Origin of the sequence: Streptomyces sp. CA-179760 (assembly GCF_050937045.1) — a bacterium.
Lineage (GTDB): Bacteria > Actinomycetota > Actinomycetes > Streptomycetales > Streptomycetaceae > Streptomyces.
Genome location: NZ_JBNJLZ010000001.1, coordinates 8,648,770 through 8,667,814 on the forward strand (window position 1 = coordinate 8,648,770; position 19,045 = coordinate 8,667,814).

Sequence of the window (19,045 nt, forward strand, 5' to 3'; positions counted from 1 at the left end):
TTCCACTACTTGGTGAGGGCGGCCAGTTCGGCGTCGGCCCGCTCGGTGATCAGGCTGAGCACCCGGCCGGCGACGGCCAGGTCTTCCGCCGGAATGCCGTCGTAGATCCGGGCGGTGATGGGAGCCGTCTCGCCGGAGGTCCTGTCGTGGAGCCTCCGCCCGGCGTCCGTGATCCGCACGCCCGATGCCTCGCCCTGGGCCAGTAGCCGTGCGGCGATCAGCTCGTCGACCACGCCGTGCGCCTCCGTGGCCTCGACCTTCAGCGCGCCGGTGACGCCGTCGACGAGCTCCTCGCGCCCGACCGGGCCTTCGGCGACGGCCGCGAGGCGAAGGGTGACGGACTGCTGGAAGGTGACGCCGTGCCGGGTCAGTACGGTCTCGAGGATCGCCCGGCCGGCGTAGTGGGCCAGGGCGATGACGCGGGGGCCGACCAGTTGTGTGGTGGTGGTCATGACTGCTCCGTCTCGTTCTCGCTGAAGGGATCAAGAGGTGCGTCGAGCAAGGCCGTCAGGTCGCGCGCGAACTCCCTGGTCCGCGCGCTGTCGAGACCGCCCAGCGGTTCCAGGAGCTGCTGAAGCAGCCCGTGTACGACGGTGATGGCCCGCGCGGCGACCTCACGCCCCTGCTCGGTGAGCGCGAGCTGCACAGCGCGCGGGTCGCGCGGGTCCCGGGTGCGCTCCAGAAGGCCGGCGGTCTCCAGTGCGCGGGCGAGCTTGGACACGTAGAGCGGCTCGAGTCCCGTGTGGTCGGCGAGGCGGCGCTGACTGGGCCGTTCGCCGGACCGTCGCATGCCGTACAGCGAGGCCAGGAGCGAGTACTGCGCATGGGTCAGCCCCAGCGGGGCGACGGCCCGGTCGACGGCCACCCGCCACTTCATCGACAGCCGCCACACCAGGAACCCGGGCGTCGCGCCCTCTGACTCATTGCTCATGCCCGAACCGTTGCTCATGAGCGATACAGTACATGGCTACCATGTACATAACTACTATGTACATAACTACTATGTACATGGCTACTATATGGTTCCCGGGCTGCCAGGACACGGCCGCCCGGATGACGCGGTGACGCGCTGACGCAAGGCCTCCCGCCGGACTAGGTTGTGGCCATGAGCAATCTTGAGCGCGAGGCGGTCCCCGCTCTGTGCGGTGGCCGGGGCTTCGTGGTGGCGGAGCCGGTACGTGAACTCCTCAGTCCTCGGCGCGTCAAACTGGGCGAGTCCAGCGAGGTCCGCCGGCTGCTGCCCAACCTCGGCCGCCGGATGGTCGGAGCCTGGTGCTTCATCGACCACTACGGCCCCGACGACATCGCCGACGAACCCGGCATGCAGGTGCCGCCGCATCCCCACATGGGTCTGCAGACGGTCAGCTGGCTGCACGAGGGGGAGGTGCTGCACCGCGACTCCACCGGCAGCCTCCAGACGATCCGCCCGCGCGAACTGGGCCTGATGACCTCCGGCCGGGCGATCAGCCACTCCGAGGAGAGCCCTCGCTCGCACGCCCGTTTCCTGCACGGCGCGCAACTGTGGGTCGCCCTTCCGGACGGCCACCGCCACACCGACCCGCGCTTCGAACACCACGCCGACCTGCCGGTCGTCACGGCACCCGGAGTCAAGGCCACACTCATCCTCGGCGACCTCGACGGCGCGACCTCGCCCGGCACGGCGTTCACTCCGATCGTCGGCGCCGACCTCGCCCTGACCCGAGGCGCGGACGTACGCCTCCCCCTGGAACCGGACTTCGAGTACGCCGTCCTGTCCATGTCGGGCGAGGCCCACGTCGACGGCGTCCCGGTTCTGCCCGGCTCGATGCTCTACCTCGGCTGCGGCCGCAGCGAACTGCCCCTGCGGGCGGAGTCGGACGCGGGCCTGATGCTCCTGGGCGGTGAGCCGTTCGAGGAGGAGCTGATCATGTTTTGGAACTGGATCGGGCGGTCTCAAGAGGAGATCGTAGAGGCCCGCCAGGACTGGATGGAAGGCTCCCGGTTCGGGGAGGTGAAGGGGTACGACGGGGCTCCACTGCCCGCACCGGAAGTGCCGTCCGTGCCGTTGAAACCGCGGGGAAGGGTGCGCTGAACTGCGGAAACGCGTCAGCGTTGGTGGCTGCAGGGCGGAAGACGATCGGGCCTTCTCGCTGTCTTCCACCTGCTTGCCGGACGGCGTCCAAACAGCCGGCTGGCTCAGGCCGGTGCGGTTAACGATTCCACGGTGTGGCTGTCTGTGGGTGGCTGTGGCAGGACTCTTGCTGACCTGATGCTGACTTTGCTGACGCCTTGTCAGGTGGGGATGCGAGGTCCTTCTCCTAGCTTCTGCGCATGTGTAGGCGCACCGGTTCACTGAGATGGCGGCTCTGGAGGCCGCGCCGGTCCTGGGTGTCAGCCACGAGGAGGTCGTCGTCCGCGAGGCCCAGCGGATGGGAGAGATGTGGGAGGGCTTGCGCCGCTGGTTCGTGGCCGCCGAAGACGGCCCACCGGTCGCCGAGTTGCTGCTCGACCGGGCCTCCGACGCGATCGCCTTCATTGTCATGACCGTCGGACACATCAACGACCCGCGCTTCCGGCGGGCGCGCCGAACGGCGGATCTGGTGGCCCTGGCCGGCTGGTTCGAAGGGTTCGACATGACCAGCGGCGGGCGCGAGACCATCGCCTTGTGGCGTACGGCTTTCGGCGCCTACTCGTCCAGGCACCTCGGCCATCCTGGTGTGATCGAGGACGACTGCGATGCTCGGCCCGAGGTCGGCTGGTGGCAGAGTGAGCCGGCTCCAGTGTCGGCGGAGCTGCGCTCGCGTGGGCCTCGGGCGCACACGGGATCCCCGCCGCGTATTCGCGACGCGCGCCGCGCCAAGAGCCTGCTGGCAGCCCGGCAGAAGCAGGAACACGCGACGGCGGAAGCCGCGGAGCGGTCGCTGGCAGACAGAGGCCCGGTGCGGCTGTCGGAGCTCGGTCAGCTGGACTCCGCCGAGGCGGAGATCTTCTTGACCTGTCTGGGACTCGTCCTGTCGGTGCGGGAGCGAAGCGGGGGTGTCCGGCGCACACGTACCCCTGACGGCCGTCTGCTGATCACACTGCGTCCTGCGGTGGAAAGCACCGCCGCCGCTGTGGAGTTACGGGGCGGAGTGGTGAGTACGCGAGACTTCGAGTTAACGCTGCTGGTGGAGGAGCTTGGGCGCCGGTGAAGGGCTGGACCGGACAGGAGGGCCACGAATGCCGCGAGGTGGTTCGAGCCCTACTGCACACTCCCGTGCTTCGGCGTGAGGGCTGGCGGTGCCGGCCTCCTTCGCCGGCACCGTCCCGCAGGCCTTTCACCCTCTCTCGCGCATCAGTCGACGTTGATGACCTTCCACAGCTGGCTGTCGGCGTTCGTGTCCGTCGTCTGAACGAGCTGAGTTCCCTCGGGGACACGTCCAGCAGTTTGGCGCTGTTGACGTTCTTGATCTTGTAGTAGCCGTTTCCGGCGGCGATCAGTGTCCAGCGCTGGTTCGCGACGTTCTTGTCCGACGACTGGACTATGGAGGCGCCGTCCGCGCTGGAGGCGTTGCTGACGTCCATCAGCAGTGCGCTGTTCCGGCTGACGATCTCGTAGCTGCCGTCACCGACCGCGACGAACCGCCAGTTCTGGTTCTGGGCTCCGCTGTCGTTCCACTGGATGACGTCGGCTCCGGCGGACATCGATCCACCCGAGACATCGACCGCCTTGGCGCTGTCCTTGTTGAGGATCTTGTAGTTGGCGTTCGTGGCGGGGAACGAGATGGAGGCGAACGCGTCCACCGCGCAGACGGTGCCGGAGGAGGCGGCGTTCTTCCTCCCGGTGCACACCACCCTGATCGTGTGGGGGCCGGCGGCGAGATCCGTCTTCTCGAACAGCGGTACCTGCTTCGTCACCGTCGAGGCGTAGGCGTCGATGCCCGACTTGGCGAGGGTGCCGTCGAGATAGATGTCCACCTTGCCCATGTTCGGCTGCTTCATGCCGAGGTACCGGATGCCCGAGCCGGTGAACGGGTGCTCGGCGTAGTTGCCCGCACGGCTCGTGAACTTCGCGGACCCGTTCAGGTCCTTGTCGTCGTTCCGGTTCGACCAGGTGCCGGAGTAGGTCACCCCGGCCGCCTTGTCGTCGACGTGGTTCCAGCGCTGCCGCACCAGAGCCTTCGACGCGGCGGACGCGTTCCCCCGGGCGTCCACGACGTAGAGGCCGTAGTCACCGGCCGACTGCGGTACGTGGATGGACGACGAGGTGCCGCTCGCGCTGGTCTTGGTGGGACCGGCGGTGAACGTCTTCGTACCGGGGGGAGCCAGCCAGAGCGTCTTGGTCCTGTCTCCGGGGCTGCGGACCGGAATGCTCGTCACCCCCTTGCCGGTGAAGGTGCTGGCGGGCAGCGCGTAGTCCTGCGCGGTTACGTTGCCGGCGGGGATGACGTTCTTGTAGGCGTCTTCCAGCCCTGCGTTCACGGCGATGCTGTAGGCCTGCGACGGCCACACGCGGTCCGCGTACACGCGCACGTCGTCGATGGTGCTGTTCGGGACGTCCCTGTTGTAGATCGTGTTGACGGGGCCGTAGGTGTCGGTGATGGACAGGTCGTGCTGACGGCCCCAGGTGCCGGAGTTGATGGCGTACGCGACGTTCGGGTCCACGTCGAGGACGTTGTCGTGCTCGATGATGTTGGCGGAGCCTTCGTCGGGGTGCATTCCGTACTTGTGGCCGGCCGGCACCCCCTGGAGGAAGTTGTCGCTGATCTCTGTGCCCGGCTGATTGCCCAGCGTGTAGATGGGAGCCGAGTCGCCGAGTGTCTGCATGGTGTCGATGAGCTCGTTGTACTTGACGGTGTTGTTCCTCGCCGTGGTGGTCGGGTTCCCAGGGTTGATGGAGCCCGCCGAACCGTCGAAGTTCCACCAACCCCAGCCGAGCGTGATGCCCGCCCACGGGGACTTCTCGATGCGGTTGTGCTGCACGGACAGGGTGTCGGCGAAGAAGGCCGACACGGGGCTGGACCCCTGGAACAGGACCGCGCTGTCGTAGAGGTAGTTGTTGGTGATCGAGATTCTCTTGACGAGCCCCTCGACGTTCACCGGGTACTTCTCCTTGTTCTCGGAGGTGTGATCCCCGATGTACACGTGCTGGGGGTGCCCCACGCTGATGGCGGACCCGGCGATGTCGTTGACGTAGTTGCCGGTCAACTGCGAGTCCCTGACGTCGTTGGCCAGGGCGATCCCGTCGGCACCGGTGTGCTGCACCGTGTTGCGCCGCAGGATGATCCGGTCGGCGTTCTCGATCTGGATGATGGCCGGCGGCAGGTCGACGTTGCGGTACGTGTAGACGTGGAAGTTCCCCTTTGCGTACACGTTCGAGCTGGCGTTGCCCTGCTGGCCCTGCCGGAAGACGGAGCCCGCCACCTTGACCAGGTTCCAGTCGGAGTGCTCGACCGTGAGACCGGAAAAGGTGATGTTCCGCGCGTGGTCGGTCCTGGACTTGCCGGCGATCTTGAGGACGGTGGACACGTTGTTGGGCGCGAAGACCTTCGCCTTGGTCATGTCCTCGGAACTGGACTTGTAGTAGTACAGCGCGTGGTTGGTCTTGTCGAAGTAGAACTCGCCCGGCTGGTCCAGGAACTCGTACGCGTTCATGAACGTGTGGCTGCCGGTGGGGCTGAAGTTGCCGTTCGGAGGTCCCTGGGCGATGGCCGCGCCAGGCTGCTGGAACATGGCCACGCGATGGGCGCCGTCCGAGCTCTTCGTGATCTGCCGGACGCCGACGATCGCCGTGGTCCAGGTCGTCGAGCGTTTGATCTCTACGTCATCCTGGTTGGACGCGATGGCAGGCAGATCGGAGAGGCTGTACTTGGATCCGTCGCACTCCTTGCCCGCCTCCCAGGCCCAGGAAGGCAAGGGAGGACTGATCTCGTAGGTCGCGTAGCATCCGGCCGAGTCGATCGTCTTCGAGGCCATCTGGGCGCGTTTGCCGTTGACGTAGAGAGCACGGAGCTTGTTGTCGCGGTTGAGGGTGGCCTTCCAGATGTTCCCGCTGTGCTGTGTCCAGCCGGTCACCTGAACGCCCGCGTCCAGGACCGGCTTTTCGCCCGGGTAGGCGGCGTACACGACACGGTGCCCGTTCGTTCCGGAGTCGGCCGAGGTGAAGCCGATGGTGCTGCTCACCGGGTAGGTGCCGCCGCGGAGATAGACGTTGATGTCTCCGGTCATATTGTCGCTGACCCTGCGCACGACGTCCCGTGCGTGCTGCAGGGTCTTGAACGGCGCCCTGAACGTGCCGGCGTTCGAGTCGTGGCCGTCGGGGGCGACGTAGTAGCTCGCCTGAATGGCGGCCGAGGCCGAGGCCGCGGGCGGCATCGTGAGGGAGGCCAGCAGGACGGCGGAGACCGCCGTCGCCAGCGCTGACGGCAGGACACGCAGGGCGGAGACGACGGGGCGTCTGCCCCTCCTGGTGGTTCGGATGGTCGGGAAGGCGTACATGGGGCGGCTCCACGGGGGGTGTTGCGTGCGGTTGATGAAAATCCAGGGGGTGTCGGTGAGAGGTGGTGCGGATACTCAGCGCGTCGGCTCTGAGGGCTTCGAGGGCGGGCGGCCGTCGCCGCTCGCGGTGGGGACATCAGCCCTGATCAGGCCCTGTGCACGCGACTCGTCCCAGAGGCCGTCGGGGACGCGCCGGGCGTGCAGTTCGACGTTGCGCCGGAGCTGTTCCGCGGTGCGCATGCCCAGGGTGACGTTGACGACGGCCGGGTGCGCGGAGGGGAAGGCGATGGCGGCGGCGGGCAGGGTGGTGCCGTACCGCTCACAGACCTCGGCGATGGCCGGCGCCCGGTGCACCAGGTCTGTCGGGGCGTCCTGGTAGTCGTACTTCATGCCCCCTGCGGGCCGGTCCCGCGAGAGCAGGCCGGAGTTGAAGACACCGACCGCGACGACGCTCTTGCCGTGGGCCTGCGCGGCGGGCAGGACGTCGTCGAGGGCGGACCGGTCGAGCAGGGTGTAGCGCCCGGCCAGCATCACCACGTCGGCGGCCTGGCGCCAGTGGTCGTCGGGGTCGTGGAGGTAGACCACGTCCAGCCGGTCCAGGCCGGTACGGCGCAGGGTGTCCTCGAGGGAACGCAGTACACCGTCACGGCTGAAGTCCCAATGCCGGCGCAGATCGTCCCGTACGACGAACCCCTGGTCATCGACGCCCCGCGCCCGTTCGTTGGGGACGAGGAGGCGGCCCACCTTGGAGGAGACGACGTACTCCTCACGGGGCCGGTCGCGCAGGGCGTCGCCGAGCCGGCGTTCGGAGAGGCCGAGGCCGTAGTGCGGTGAGGTGTCGAAGTAGCGGACGCCCGCGTCCCAGGCGGCGTCGACGGCGGCCGGCGCGGCCTGGGGGGAGGTCACCCGGTAGAGGTTGCCGATCACCGAGGCACCGAAGCCGAACTCGGTGACGGTGACCGGCTTGTTCTGAATCTTCCGGTGGTCCACTACGTGCTCCTGGGGACAGGGGTGAGGGACGCCGGTCAGCGTCTGACGTGGGCCGAGCCGCCGGCGATGAGCGCCTCGACCTCGGCGAGGGCGGCCATCGAGACATCGCCGGGAGTGGGCCATGACCCGGGCGCGGTGTGGCTCGGCATCCGTGGCTGTGTGTCCGGCGCTGGTGCGGTGGCGGGTTCGTGGCGTGAGATGTGGCTCGGCGGCGGTGGCTCTCGCCGCGCGACGGGAGCCGGTCAGGTCGTCTGTGCGATGGTGTCGCCCTCCCTGGCGGCGGGGGGAGGAAGGCCGTAGAACGCGGTCGCGGTGCCGGCGAGGAGCGCGTGGAGATCGCCCTGGCTCCAGCCGGTGAGCAGTTCGTCCACGGTGGCGGCCCACCGGTTCCAGCCGCCCGCCAGGTTGGCGACCGGCCAGTCCGAGCCGAACATCAGCCGGCCGGGGCCGAAGGCGGAGAGCAGCACGTCCCAGACGGGACGGATGCCGGCGGTGGTCCAGTGGGTGTGGTCGGCCTCGGTGATCAGCCCCGAGACCTTGCACACCACCTGCGGGTGTCCGGCCAGCACCCGGATCCGGCGTTCCCAGTCCGCAAGGTCACGCCGGGCGATGGCCGGCTTGCCCGCGTGGTCGAGCACTTGGGGCAGGTCGGGGAAGCGCTCCGCGAGCCGGATTGCCTGGTCGAGCTGGTGGTCGCGCACGAGCACGTCGTAGCGCAGTCCGCGATCCCTTGCCGCCCCCAACCCGCGTTCCACATAGGGTCGTTGCAGCCAGTTGGGGTCCGTCTCGCCCTGGATGAGGTGGCGCAGGGAGCGAAGATACCCGCCGCCCGGTCCGGCGATCAGTTCGTCGAGCACGTCACCGATCGCCGGAGAAGTCAGGTCGGCCCAGCCGACCACGGCCTGCAGCAGCGGATCCCGCTCGGCGAGCGCGAGCAGGTCCTCGGTCTCGGCGACCTCCGCCACGCACTGCACGACCACCGTGCTGTGCAGCCGCCGGCCCACGACGGGGTGGGTGGCGGCGGAGCGCAGGTCCTCCGCGGTGAAGGTGCGGCGGATCGACCCCAGACCGGGGTCGTCGAGCCAGGGTTGCGGACGGTGGGAGAGGTCCCACAGGTGGTGGTGGGCGTCGACGAGCACAGGTGTGTTCACGAGGAGATCCAAGTCGGGTCGGGCCGATGCGGGCCGGATCAGACGGTGGCTTCGTGGCCGGGCGGGCTCAGGTGCCAGATCTCGGGGAGCTCGCTCCACCAGCGGCCCTCGCCCCGGTCGGGCCATGGTTCCTGGCACGGGTCGGTGAGCTTCCATGACCGCCGGGTCTCGGGGTCGGCCCCGATGGTCGCCATGTCCGCCTCGAAGTCATCGCCGTGGTACTCCATGTAGCCGAAGAGCACGTCACCGTGGAGGAAGTTGCTGTAGTTGCGGATGTTCGCCCGGTGCAGGGCAGCTTCGATGCCGGGCCGGACCGCGGAGTGGAGCCGGAGGTACCTCTCGCGGTGTTCTGGGCGGAGCCTGATGGTCTGGGTGATGCGCTTCACGCCGATTCCCCTTTCGTGACAGCCGATTTCGGGTCTGCGATGGGCCGGCCGGCCGAGGTGTCGAACGGCGTGCGATAGCTGGGGGTGCGGGTGCGCAGCCTCAACCGCAGGGTGAGCCGGATACGTGTGGAGGCGGGCAGTCGGACCGTCAGGAACGGTCCGTCGCAGAGGGCTTCGCTCTCGGAGACCACCGGGTCGGTGTGGCCGTAGTCGTACATGTCCCCGATCCAGCCGTCGTCCGTGCAGGTCGTGTATCGGACGCCGGCGATGGTGTGCTCGGCGAACGCGCCCGCCTGGACGATGACCGTGCGGTCGGTGCCGGGGGAGAGGTTGACCAGCTCGACGGTGGTCGCCTCGGGGTCGATGGAGGTGACCAGGGCGGCGACGTCCGCCGGAAGCCCCGCCCGGCGGGCGTCGGCGTCGTGGTAGCGCAGCCTCGCCTGCTGCAGACCGCCGTTGTACAGCACCTGCGGGCCGCCCCAGGTCAGCTGCACCAGGGCCTCGGTGGCCACCGGGTTGCACTGCTGCCACACGTGGATGTCGGGCTCGGGCACGTCCAGGTCGCCGTAGCGGTCGATGCGCCGTAGTCGGTGCCGGACCTGGGCCTGGGCGGCAGTGAGGATTCGCTCCGGATAGCCCGGGTCGTCACCGGCGAGGAAGGCGAACCACGCCTTCTCGTGACCGGACTCCTCCTTGGCGCGGAACGGCCGCACGGTGCGCCAGTCGATGCCGTCGGCTTCGCGTAGCCGCTCCAGCCGGGCACGGTCGGCCTCCGACGAGGTGTGGTGCCACAGGGCCACCGGAACGGGGAGCGTGGCCGGGTTGTAGTCGAACCAGCCCGAGTCGTTGTGCCGGAACGGCAGGTGGAGCGTGGGCGTGTGACGGTCCGGACCGAGCTCCGCCACCCACTTGGAGGGCAGGCTGGAGTCCGCCTCCGCGTTCGGCATCACCTTGCCGCGGTCGATGAGGGTGTCGAGCGAGGTCGCGACCATGGAGAGGTAGTCGTCGTCCCCGGTGACCGTCGCCGCCGCGAGCGCCGCCACGCAGGCCGCGTGACCGACGCTGTGCCAGCCGTGCGGCCAGGACCAGCCGTAGTGGCCGCCGTACCAGCGTCCTTCCAGGAGGCTGCCGACGACCCCGTCCGGGCCGACGTTGTCCGGGATCAGGCCGCCCTGTGTCCGGGTGCGTTCGCGCCAGGCGCCCACGTACTCGACGATCCAGTCCCGGTAGCGCTCCTCGCCTGACAGGATCCAGGCGTTGAGGACCAGACCGGCCGCGGCGAGGTTGAGCGCGGTGTCGCCGACGCCCATCCGGTCCCGCATTTGATCTCCCAGCCGCGGGTCAGCCGACAGTGGGAAGGGGCCGCCCTCGGCCTCGGGGAGCCAGTCGAGAGGGAAACCGTAGGTCTCCGCCTCATTGGGCAGCCAGGGGTACGTGGCGCCGTCGAACAGGCCGGTGCGCTCGGGATCGCTGCCGTTGTGCGGACGGGTGATGACGCGGTGCTCGGGGTCGTAGTTGCCCTTGGCGGGGTCGATGTACAACTCGGCGAAGCGCAGCGCCCGTTCGCCCCAGCGCTCGGGGGCGGCCATGCACAGGAAGTAGAGCAGCAGCAGGCTCTCGCCCTGGTGGAACCAGTCGTAGCCCCGCTCGAACTCGTCACGCAGCATGTGCAGTTCGGTCAGTTGCCTCGTCACGCCCTCCCAGTGCCGCTCGCTGGCGGGCAGCAGGTCGCCGGAACCGCCGAGCAGGTACAGCTGGGGCCAGTTGAAGAACACCTCGTAGAAGTCGTCCACACCGTCGCGGCTGGTCAGCCGGTCGTTGTAGGTCAACCGTCCGTCGGGGCCGGTGAAGTCGCGCTCGAAGCGGCGCCAGGCGTGGTCGAGCAGCTCGAACAGGGCGCGCTGGGCCACGGCCCAGCCGGGTGGTTCGAGCAGCGGCACCGTGGCCCGGACACCGGATGCGGGGGCGGACCGGTCCGTGGCCGGGGTGTCGTCCCCGGAGCCGTTGGGGTGAGGGCCGAAGGGCATGAGAGCTGTCACTCCTTGGTGGCGCCGGCGAGCATTCCGCTGACCAGGAAGCGCTGGGCGAACAGGAACACGACGAGTACCGGTGTGATGGCCACCAGCGTCGCCAGTGCCAGTTGCGGGCGCTGGATCGCGAGTTCGCCGACGGCCGGGTTGAACGACGGCACATTGCTGAGCAGACTGCCGACGCCCACCTGGATCGGCATCTGGTCGCTCTCCGGGAGCATCACGTACGGCAGGAAGTAGTTGGTCCAGTTGGCGACGAAGCTGAAGAACCCGACCAGCGCGATGACGGGTGTGGCCAGGGGCAGGGCGACATGCCGGAACACACCGAACTCGGAGCAGCCGTCGATCCGTGCCGCGGCCAGGAGGTCCCTGGGTACCGCGGTGGTGAAGTAGATGTACGTCAGGTACACCCCGAACGGGTAGAACGAGTACGGCAGGATGATCGACCACATCGTGCCGACCAGGCGCACCGCGTTGATCTCCAGGAACAGCGGCACGACCAGTGTGGCGTTCGGCATCAGCATCACGACCAGGGTCGCGATCAGCAGCGTGCGCCGGCCGCGGAACTCGGTCATCGCCAGCGCGTACCCGGCCGGTATGGCCAGGCAGAGCGTGATGACCAGCGAGATCGCGGCGTAGACGGCGGAGTTGCCCAGCCACAGCAACACGGCGTTGTCCTGGAATGCGGTGAGCGCGTGCCAGTTGGCGCTCAGCGTGTCCCAGGAACCGAAGGACAGCGGGCTGTCGTGGACGAGTTGCCGATCGGTCTTGGTCGCCGCGAGCAGCAGCCACAGCACCGGCAGCACGAAGAACACCACGAACACGGTGAGCACGGACCCGGCCAGGAGCCGGGTGCCCAGGTGCCGCGCGGGCCGGCCGGGTCGCCGTGGTTCCGCGTGTCGAGTTCGGCTCATGACGTTCGGATCCCGTTCCGTCCGTGGGGCGGTGACCGGCGAGGTGGGGCGGGTCTCAGTCGGCATCGAAGAACCCCGACCGTGCGACGAAGACACCGGCGACCGACACACTGACGACCAGGAGCTCCACCGAGACCGCGGCGGCGCCATTGATGTTGTTCATCTGGAAGGCGAAGTCGTACGTCAGCTGGTTGAGCGAGTAGTCGCGTCCGGCCACGCCCACGCTGGCGAGGGAGAGCAGCTGCGGCTCGACGAAGAGCTGGGCGCCGCCCGCGAAGGCCAGGATCACCATGTAGACGATCCATTTGCGGAGCATGGGGATCTGCACCCGCCAGGCGGTCTGCCAGCCGTTCGCGCCGTCGATGCGGGCGGCCTCCATGACGTCCTTGGGGATGTTGTTGAGCGCGCCGTACATGACGACGATCCAGCCGCCCGCGCCGGTCCAGAACGCGATGATCGTGAACAGCAGCGCCAGGTTGCCGGGGGCGATGACCTCGCCGAAGGTGTGGAACCCCAGCGTCTCCAGCAGTGAGCTGACCGGGCTGACCGTCGGGTCGAGCATGAACAGCCACACCAGGACGCTCGCGGCGCCGGCGAGTGCTCCGGGGATGTAGTAGAGGAAGCGCAGTGCCCGGCTGAGCGGCCCGGAGGCCAGCCGATGCAGGAGGAGCGCCAGGACCAGCACGAACACCACGAGCGAGAGGAGCCAGAAGACCAGATACAGGGCGACATGGCCCAGGGAGTCGACGAAGCGGAAGTCCCTTGCCGTGGTGACGAAGTTGGTGAAGCCGGTGAACGCGCCTCCGGCGTCCGTGAACGCGAAGTAGACGGCGTAACAGGTCGGAAGGACGCCGAAGGTGATCAGCAGCAGTGCGTAGCCGGCGACGAATGCCATGCCGGCGCGGCTCTGCCGAAAGGGGCCGCGAGGGCCGCGAGGGCGCCGTCGGCCAGAGCCGGCCGGGGAGTCCGTGAGGGTCACTGGGAGACCTGGTATCCGTTGGACTTGGCGTACTTGACGATCGAGTCCTGCCAGGCGGGCAGCAGCGATTCGATCGTCCTGCCCTGCGTGATGCCGGGCTTGACGGTGGCGGCCCAGATCGCCTCCTGGCTGAACTGGCCCGAGCCCCAGTCGGACCACACCTGCGAGGAGGCGTCCTTGAGGGTATTGAGGTCCCCGACGAAGTACCCGGAGGCGGCCTGTGCCTTCAGCCAGTTCTCGGCCGCGGGCGCGTACGCCGGGAAGCCGGGGGCCTTCTCGCCCTGGTAGGCGTTGTCGGTGGTGACCCACTTCAGGAAGTCGGTGGCGGCCTTGATGTGGGTGGAGTGCTTGGACAGCAGCCAGGTGCCGCCGCCGACGTTGCCGGTGGAGGGTGAGGTGTCACCCCGCCACTGCGGGACGGGTGCCACGGCTATCTGCTTGGCCGGGGTCTTGAGAGTGTCCTTGAAGACCGCGCCGCCGAACCAGGCCGGGCCGGGCATGAGCAGGACCTTGTCGGCTTTGTTCTTGGCGAAGTCGGTGCTGAAGACACCGCTGATCGACATGGACTTGTTCTTGATCAGTACGTCCATCAGCTTGGCCATCTTGGTGCAGGCCTCGCTGGTGGTGTTGACCGACACGGACTTGGGGCCGGTGATGTGGTTGGCGCCGCACTTGCTCGCCCACAGGTAGATCTCGGGAGTGAAGGAGTCGCCCGCGTCTCCCACGAGGTAGCCGGGGTGCTCCTTGGCGACCTTCTCGCCGAGCGCCTGGTACTCCTCCCAGGTCGTCGGGACCGCGTAGCCGAACTTCTTCAGCAGCGGCGCGTTGTACCAGAGCACTCCCTGGGAGAGGTCGTTGCGCAGGCAGTAGAGCGTGCCGTTCACCGTGCAGACGTCGTTGGCCCCCTTGGCGAACCCGGCGAGGGTCGCGTCCGGGATCAGGCCCTTGTTCAGCGGCGCCGCGAAGCCCGCGTCGACCGCCCAGCTCGCCTCGTTGTTCTGGGAGCTGAAGACGACGTCCGGCCAGCCCTTGCCCGTGCGGTTGAACAGTTGGACCTTCGTCTGGAGGTAGTTGGACCCGTTGGCGTTGCCGTCGTAGCTGACGATGTCCATCTTCACGCCCGGGTGCAGCGCCTGGTACTGCTTCGCGGCCTCCATGCGGGTCGCGTCCACCCAGACGATCAACGCCCCGTCGTTCTGGGCGGCCTGGGTGAATCCGTCCTTGGTGGTCGTGTCGGCAGTGCCGCCGCCACTGCCGCAGGCCACCACGGTGAGCATCACGGTGGTGGCACAGCCGGCCAGCAACGCGACACGTCTCCTGCTGGTCTGTGTCTCCTGGTCGGCCGAAGGCCTGTAGACGGACATGCGCGACTCCACTGGGGTTGCATGACGCTGCTGACGGCTCTGTCGTTGTCTCCGCGAGAGAAATTAGCCGCCCTATCGAACGATTGAGTCAAGGGGTGTGTACGGCTTTTTTGGAGGTTCAAGGTGCGTGTCAAGGTAGCTCTAATCGGCCGTTAAGGAGGGCGAAACGCCACTAAAGCCGTGAATCGAATACACGTTTACGATCAGGGTTCTCCCAGATGAGTACGACTCATTACCGACCGAGGTATGATGACTTCGGCTTCATGACCGAGCAGTCAGCGTCGTCGCAGTCACCCGGAGGCAGGACAAATGAAGGAAACGCCCGCCGTGGCAGTAGTGGTGAACGGCGGGGACGAGCGGCGCGACTACCGGCCCGGATACGAGATCGTGGCGGAGCGGATCCTCGAGTTCATCGCCGAGGCACGCCTGGTCCCCGGCGATCGGATGCCCACCGAGAACGACCTGGCGCAGCAGTTGGACACCAGCCGAGCGGTGGTCCGGGAAGCCGTGAAGATCCTCTCGGCGCTCGGCCGGGTCCGGGCGCACAAGGGGCGCGGACTGTTCGTCGCGGACGACGACGGCATGCTGATCACCAGTCGCTGGGGCGGCTTCTTCCGGCCTGTGGACCTGGATCACGTGCTCATGCTGTTCGAGTTCCGACGGGTGCAGGAGATGGCCGCCGCCAGCCTCGCGGCCACCCGCGCCACGCCCGCCGAACTGCGCACCATCGAAGTCGCCATGCAGCAGTGCCGGCACGGGTACGAGCATGGCGAGGTCGACGTCTTCAACCAGGCCGACGACGACTTCCACGCGGCCGTCGCCGCGGCCTCGCACAACACTTTCCTCGGCAGCGCGGTGCGTGACGCCCGCCGACTGCAGCGCCAGTCCAGCGCGATCGGCCTCCACGACACCTTCGGTGCGGGCACCGCGTCCGCTGTCGAGGAACACGAGGCGATCTACCGCGCCATTCGTGACGGCCGGCCCGACGAGGCCGCCGAGGCCACGGCGATACACCTCGACCGGACGCTGGAGGACTACCGGCGGGAGATCCAGCGGCGCCTGTTCGGATGACCTGCAGACCAGACATGCCGGTGGGTGTAGAGCACCGCGGTGCGTCTCACCGGGCCGCGGTCACAAACCGACGCGGTGCCCACATCCGCCCCCGTCAACCCCTCGGGCGGGCCCGCGAGCCCCGTCTCGCCGGCCGAGGACGCGGACATGCTCGCCGTCCTCGGCTATGAGCAGAAGTTCGACCGGAAGGTCGGCCTGTGGGGCGACTCCACCCTGGGCTTCGTGTACCTATCCCCGGCCGGTAAGCTCCGCTGCTGCTGATTGGCTTGCTTGCCTTGCCTCTTGCCGCGGCCTGCCCGATATCGCTAACCGCCTCGCACAGGCACCAGCTGAAGAAGATGACGTACGGCTACAAGACTCCCCATCAGGCCCGGGTCCGCGCGCATGTCGTGCTTCATGCGGCACGGGGGCATTCCAATGCGCGTGTCGCCCGCGAGACGGGCCTCCATGTCTCGTGCGGTGAGGTGGTGGTTGAGGGTTTTGGCGGCTTTGCTGAGGGAGCCGGGCATGAGGTGGCGGTAGATCTTGAAGGTGATCTCGATGGTCTTGTGGCCCATCCACTCGGCGACGTCGGTGATGGGGATGTTGTGGGTGAGGCAGTTGGAGGCGAAGAAGTGGCGCAGGCCGTAGACGACCATCCCTTCGGGGATGTCGACCTGGCCGGCCCTTTTGATCTGCTGCCACTGGTTGGCGATGTGGTAGTGCGGGAACGTGCGGGTCGGGTCGCTGGGGTGGCGCAGCAGGTAGCCGTCGATGGTGTCGTGCTGGTTGGCGTATCACTGGATGGTCTGCGCGCTGCCCATCTTCGCCACACCCTCAGGCTAACTCCGGCCGTGCCGCGCCCGACTCATGCACGGGAATCCCGGGTGGCGGCACGGCGGCGGCGTGACCGTAAGACGTTCGACGAGTGGCGGCCCAAAAGGCTGCGCCGCGTCGTCGGGGGCAGCCTTCGCCAGGTTTTGTGCGCGCGGGCGCCGACCTGGCCAAGGCCACTCAGTGGGCACGGACGGACGGCGTGGAGATTCTGCTGTCCCTGTCCGCGACGTGCCCCTATGACCGGCGCAGCGCAACGTTCAGTATTGCTCGGTCTCCACGAAGCCCGCGTCCGCGGTAGCGGTCGGGGCGAATCCGGGCGGGCTGTCCTTCACTCTGCCGCTGCCAGGCGCTGGTGGGCAGGCGTTCGGCGACGCTGTCCGCGCGGACGGGAGCGCGGCGTGAGTTGATCCGTACCCGCGTCGAGCAGGCGACGGCCATCACGTAGCCGGTCCTGCGTGCCTCCGGGGCGGCACGAAGCTGCGGGTCCTGCCCGTAGGCTTCGTCGCCAGTCACCCACCATGCCTGCACCCCGGCGTCCAACGCGGCGGCGATCATCTCCCGGGCCAGGCGGGGCTTGGTCGCGAACTGCACAGCGACGACAACCAGAACGCCGCCCCGACCACACGGTTCTCCTCCCTCCAGGTCCGGCTGCCCGTCACGCAGGCGGCGGTCACGGGGTGAAGGGGACCCCCGCGCGGAGGAGCACGTTGGCGTAGAAGGTGTCCTCGCCCGTCCGTACGGCGAACTTGACGTCCCGGACCCTGGCCTTGAACTCGTCGTGGTCGATGGGTTCGGGGTCGAGCCCGAAGGAGCGCAGGCCGGTGTGGACGGTGGGGTTGACCTCGCGGATCTTGTCGGTCACCCAGCTGTGCTCGACGACGATCTCGTTGAGCACGGTCTGGACGACGTCCAGGAACGGGGATTGGCCGTACCGGTAGCCGAGATCCACGACGGGGGTGTCGGGCGCCAGGGGGAGCCCGGCGTCGCTGATCACGAAGGTGTCGGTGTGGCGGAGACCGGCGATCAGCCCGGCCAGCTCGCGGTGGATGATGCCGTTGCGCTGCACGGTTCAGTCCTTATCGGTAGGGGGAGTGGTGGGGGCGAGGGCGCGTAGCGTGGCCAGGTCGGCGTACTGCTGGGGCGCGCCGGAGACCCGTACGGCCATGGAGCCCGCGGCGATGCCCAGGCGGGCGGCGTCCAGGAGTGAGTCACCGGCGGCGAGCCGGGCGGCGAGCACCCCGGCGAAGGCGTCACCGGCGCCCGTGGTGTCCACGACGGTCGCGGGGACGGCCGGGAGCGCGGTGGAGACGCCGTCGGCGTCGGTGACGACAGCGCCCGCCTCGCCCAGGGTGGTGACCACGGCTTTGGCACCCCGGGCGCGCAGCGCGTCGTGCGCCTTCCGTATGGCCGCGGTCTCCGGCGTACCCTCCGCCTCCTCCGCCCCATCCGTCGCCGACTGGCCCGACACCACCGCCTGTTCGTGCTCGTTCACGATGAGCACGTCACAGCGGGCGATCAGGTCGTCGGGGAGTTCGGCGGCGGGGGCGGCGTTGAGGAGGAACCGCCCCCGGCAGGCGTCCGCCGCGCGGCGGACGACGTCCAGCGGGATCTCCAACTGGGCCAGTACGACGGCCGCTTGAGCCCCGAGGCCCTCGGTGGGGTCGCCCTCGGACGGCCACTGGTGGTTGGCACCGGCGACCACCACGATGGTGTTGTCCCCGGCCGCCGTGGTGATCCACGCGGTACCGGTCTCGGTACCGGACACCGTGGTCACCGCGTCGACGTCCACTCCGCCGGCGACCAGCCGGGCACGGGCCCGGCCCGCCTCGGCGTCCTCGCCCACCCGGGCGATCATCGCCGTACGAACGCCTCCGGAGGCCGCCGCGGCCGCCTGGTTGGCGCCCTTGCCGCCGAGGGTGACGTACGCGGTACGGCCGAGGAGGGTCTCGCCGGGGGAGGGGAAGGCGTCGGCGACGACGACGTGGTCGATGTTCACCGAGCCGATCACCACGACCTGCGGTGACGCACCCGGCACGGCCTCAGGCATGGGCGTCCCCTTGCACGGCCCCGGTGATCAGGCCGACCAGCTCGTCACCCGTGGTGGCGGAGACGGTCCGCCGCGCGGCGGTCCGGCCTCGGCGCAGTACGTACGCGGTGTCGGCGACCCGGAGCACCTGCGCCATGTCGTGGCTGATCAGCAGCACGGTCACCGACGCCTCGCGGAGCCGGGCGATGAGCTTTTCCACGGCCGCCGTCTCCCGGACGCCCAGCGCCGCCGTCGGCTCGTCCATGATGACCAGGGTGCGGCCCCAGTTGGCCGCACGGGCGATGGCGATGCACTGCCGCTGACCGCCCGACATCCGCCGCACGGTGGCCCGTACGTTCGGCACGTTCACGTCCAGCCGGGACAGGATGTCGCCGCTCTGGGCGATCATGGACTTCTTGTCCAGCACCCGGAACGGGCCGAGACCGCTGGTCAGCTCGTGGTTGAGGTAGAGGTTCTGCCAGACCGGTAGGTCCTCGATGAGGCCGAGGGTCTGGTACACCGTCTCGATGCCCAACTGCCGGGCGTCGTCGGGGGAGTGGAACCGTACCGGCTCGCCCCGGAAGCGGATCTCGCCCGCGTCCTGCGGGTGCACACCGGTCAGACAGCGCACCAGCGTGGACTTGCCCGCGCCGTTGTCGCCGAGGAGCGCGGTGACCTCGCCGGGAGCGAGCTCCAGGTCCACGCCCTGGAGCGCGTGGACCGCACCGAAGGACTTGCGCAGCCCGGTGATCTCCACGAGCGGGGAGACGACCTGACCGGCCGAGGCGGCGCTCTGGGTGGCGGCCGGGGCGGCGGAGGATGTGCCCGTCACACGGGCCGGAGTGTCGGTCATGGCTGGCTT

The 19,045-nt window shown here is 68.7% G+C and carries 17 protein-coding genes and 3 pseudogenes; 4 read left to right on the plus strand and 16 right to left on the minus strand.

The window, feature by feature from the left end:
• Positions 1-5 precede the first annotated feature (5 nt).
• Positions 6-452, minus strand: a complete 447-nt coding sequence (locus ACQEV8_RS39095; RefSeq protein ID WP_432970592.1) for a MarR family transcriptional regulator — start codon at positions 450-452, stop codon at positions 6-8.
• Positions 449-931, minus strand: coding sequence for a MarR family winged helix-turn-helix transcriptional regulator (locus tag ACQEV8_RS39100; protein WP_432970595.1), 483 nt, complete (start codon positions 929-931; stop codon positions 449-451). Before ACQEV8_RS39100 ends, ACQEV8_RS39095 begins: the two co-directional genes overlap by 4 nt.
• Before the next feature lie 174 nt (positions 932-1,105).
• On the opposite strand from ACQEV8_RS39100, the gene ACQEV8_RS39105 reads away from it, so the two are divergent.
• Together ACQEV8_RS39105 and ACQEV8_RS39110 are read left to right on the plus strand one after the other, a co-directional pair.
• Positions 1,106-2,071 (plus strand): pirin family protein, encoded by a 966-nt coding sequence (locus ACQEV8_RS39105; protein ID WP_432970598.1) that lies wholly within the window; start codon positions 1,106-1,108, stop codon positions 2,069-2,071.
• A gap of 265 nt (positions 2,072-2,336) precedes the next feature.
• Entirely contained in the window at positions 2,337-3,170 is an 834-nt protein-coding gene (locus ACQEV8_RS39110; protein WP_432970601.1) for a DUF2397 family protein, read from the plus strand.
• Here ACQEV8_RS39110 and ACQEV8_RS39115 read toward each other — a convergent pair.
• The 9 genes and pseudogenes from ACQEV8_RS39115 to ACQEV8_RS39155 all read right to left on the minus strand — a co-directional run bounded on the left by ACQEV8_RS39115 (position 3,055) and on the right by ACQEV8_RS39155 (position 14,270).
• Positions 3,055-6,456: an RICIN domain-containing protein gene (locus ACQEV8_RS39115; protein ID WP_432970604.1), complete on the minus strand. Its 3,402-nt coding sequence runs from the start codon at positions 6,454-6,456 to the stop codon at positions 3,055-3,057. The two genes, ACQEV8_RS39110 and ACQEV8_RS39115, sit on opposite strands and share 116 nt — an antisense overlap.
• A 75-nt stretch (positions 6,457-6,531) precedes the next feature.
• Positions 6,532-7,446 (minus strand): aldo/keto reductase, encoded by a 915-nt coding sequence (locus ACQEV8_RS39120; RefSeq protein WP_432970607.1) that lies wholly within the window; start codon positions 7,444-7,446, stop codon positions 6,532-6,534.
• Positions 7,447-7,481: 35 nt separating this feature from the next.
• A pseudogene (locus ACQEV8_RS39125) lies at positions 7,482-7,562 on the minus strand (PfkB family carbohydrate kinase); the annotation flags it as partial.
• A 126-nt stretch (positions 7,563-7,688) separates the two neighbouring features.
• Positions 7,689-8,597 (minus strand): amidohydrolase family protein, encoded by a 909-nt coding sequence (locus ACQEV8_RS39130; RefSeq protein WP_432970610.1) that lies wholly within the window; start codon positions 8,595-8,597, stop codon positions 7,689-7,691.
• Between the two features lie 38 nt (positions 8,598-8,635).
• Positions 8,636-8,983, minus strand: coding sequence for an L-rhamnose mutarotase (locus ACQEV8_RS39135; protein WP_432970613.1), 348 nt, complete (start codon positions 8,981-8,983; stop codon positions 8,636-8,638).
• Entirely contained in the window at positions 8,980-11,010 is a 2,031-nt protein-coding gene (locus ACQEV8_RS39140; RefSeq protein WP_432970616.1) for a hypothetical protein, read from the minus strand. The genes ACQEV8_RS39135 and ACQEV8_RS39140 overlap by 4 nt, the downstream gene beginning before the upstream one ends.
• An 8-nt stretch (positions 11,011-11,018) precedes the next feature.
• Complete coding sequence (locus tag ACQEV8_RS39145; RefSeq protein WP_432970619.1) at positions 11,019-11,927, minus strand: carbohydrate ABC transporter permease; 909 nt, start codon at positions 11,925-11,927, stop codon at positions 11,019-11,021.
• Between the two features lie 55 nt (positions 11,928-11,982).
• On the minus strand, positions 11,983-12,906 hold the full coding sequence (locus ACQEV8_RS39150; protein ID WP_432970622.1) for a carbohydrate ABC transporter permease: 924 nt from the start codon (positions 12,904-12,906) through the stop codon (positions 11,983-11,985).
• Complete coding sequence (locus ACQEV8_RS39155; RefSeq protein WP_432970625.1) at positions 12,903-14,270, minus strand: ABC transporter substrate-binding protein; 1,368 nt, start codon at positions 14,268-14,270, stop codon at positions 12,903-12,905. Before ACQEV8_RS39155 ends, ACQEV8_RS39150 begins: the two co-directional genes overlap by 4 nt.
• A 309-nt stretch (positions 14,271-14,579) precedes the next feature.
• Between ACQEV8_RS39155 and ACQEV8_RS39160 the strand changes: the two genes are divergently transcribed.
• Together ACQEV8_RS39160 and ACQEV8_RS39165 are read left to right on the plus strand one after the other, a co-directional pair.
• Positions 14,580-15,341, plus strand: a complete 762-nt coding sequence (locus ACQEV8_RS39160; RefSeq protein WP_432970628.1) for a FadR/GntR family transcriptional regulator — start codon at positions 14,580-14,582, stop codon at positions 15,339-15,341.
• Positions 15,342-15,416: 75 nt separating this feature from the next.
• Entirely contained in the window at positions 15,417-15,602 is a 186-nt protein-coding gene (locus tag ACQEV8_RS39165) for a hypothetical protein (RefSeq protein ID WP_432970631.1), read from the plus strand.
• A 194-nt stretch (positions 15,603-15,796) separates the two neighbouring features.
• Here ACQEV8_RS39165 and ACQEV8_RS39170 read toward each other — a convergent pair.
• From ACQEV8_RS39170 to ACQEV8_RS39190, 5 genes and pseudogenes are all read right to left on the minus strand, one after another.
• Positions 15,797-16,117: pseudogene (locus ACQEV8_RS39170) on the minus strand (tyrosine-type recombinase/integrase); the annotation flags it as partial.
• A 352-nt stretch (positions 16,118-16,469) separates the two neighbouring features.
• Positions 16,470-16,748, minus strand: a pseudogene (locus ACQEV8_RS39175) (transposase); the annotation flags it as partial.
• Between the two features lie 79 nt (positions 16,749-16,827).
• Positions 16,828-17,223 carry a D-ribose pyranase gene (gene rbsD, locus ACQEV8_RS39180; RefSeq protein WP_432970634.1) on the minus strand — a complete coding sequence of 132 codons (396 nt, stop codon included), beginning with the start codon at positions 17,221-17,223 and terminating at the stop codon, positions 16,828-16,830.
• Positions 17,224-17,226: 3 nt separating this feature from the next.
• A complete protein-coding gene (locus ACQEV8_RS39185; RefSeq protein ID WP_432970637.1) occupies positions 17,227-18,204 on the minus strand; it encodes a ribokinase in 978 nt (325 codons plus the stop codon).
• Positions 18,197-19,036 carry an ATP-binding cassette domain-containing protein gene (locus ACQEV8_RS39190; protein WP_432970640.1) on the minus strand — a complete coding sequence of 280 codons (840 nt, stop codon included), beginning with the start codon at positions 19,034-19,036 and terminating at the stop codon, positions 18,197-18,199. The genes ACQEV8_RS39185 and ACQEV8_RS39190 overlap by 8 nt, the downstream gene beginning before the upstream one ends.
• Positions 19,037-19,045 lie beyond the last annotated feature (9 nt).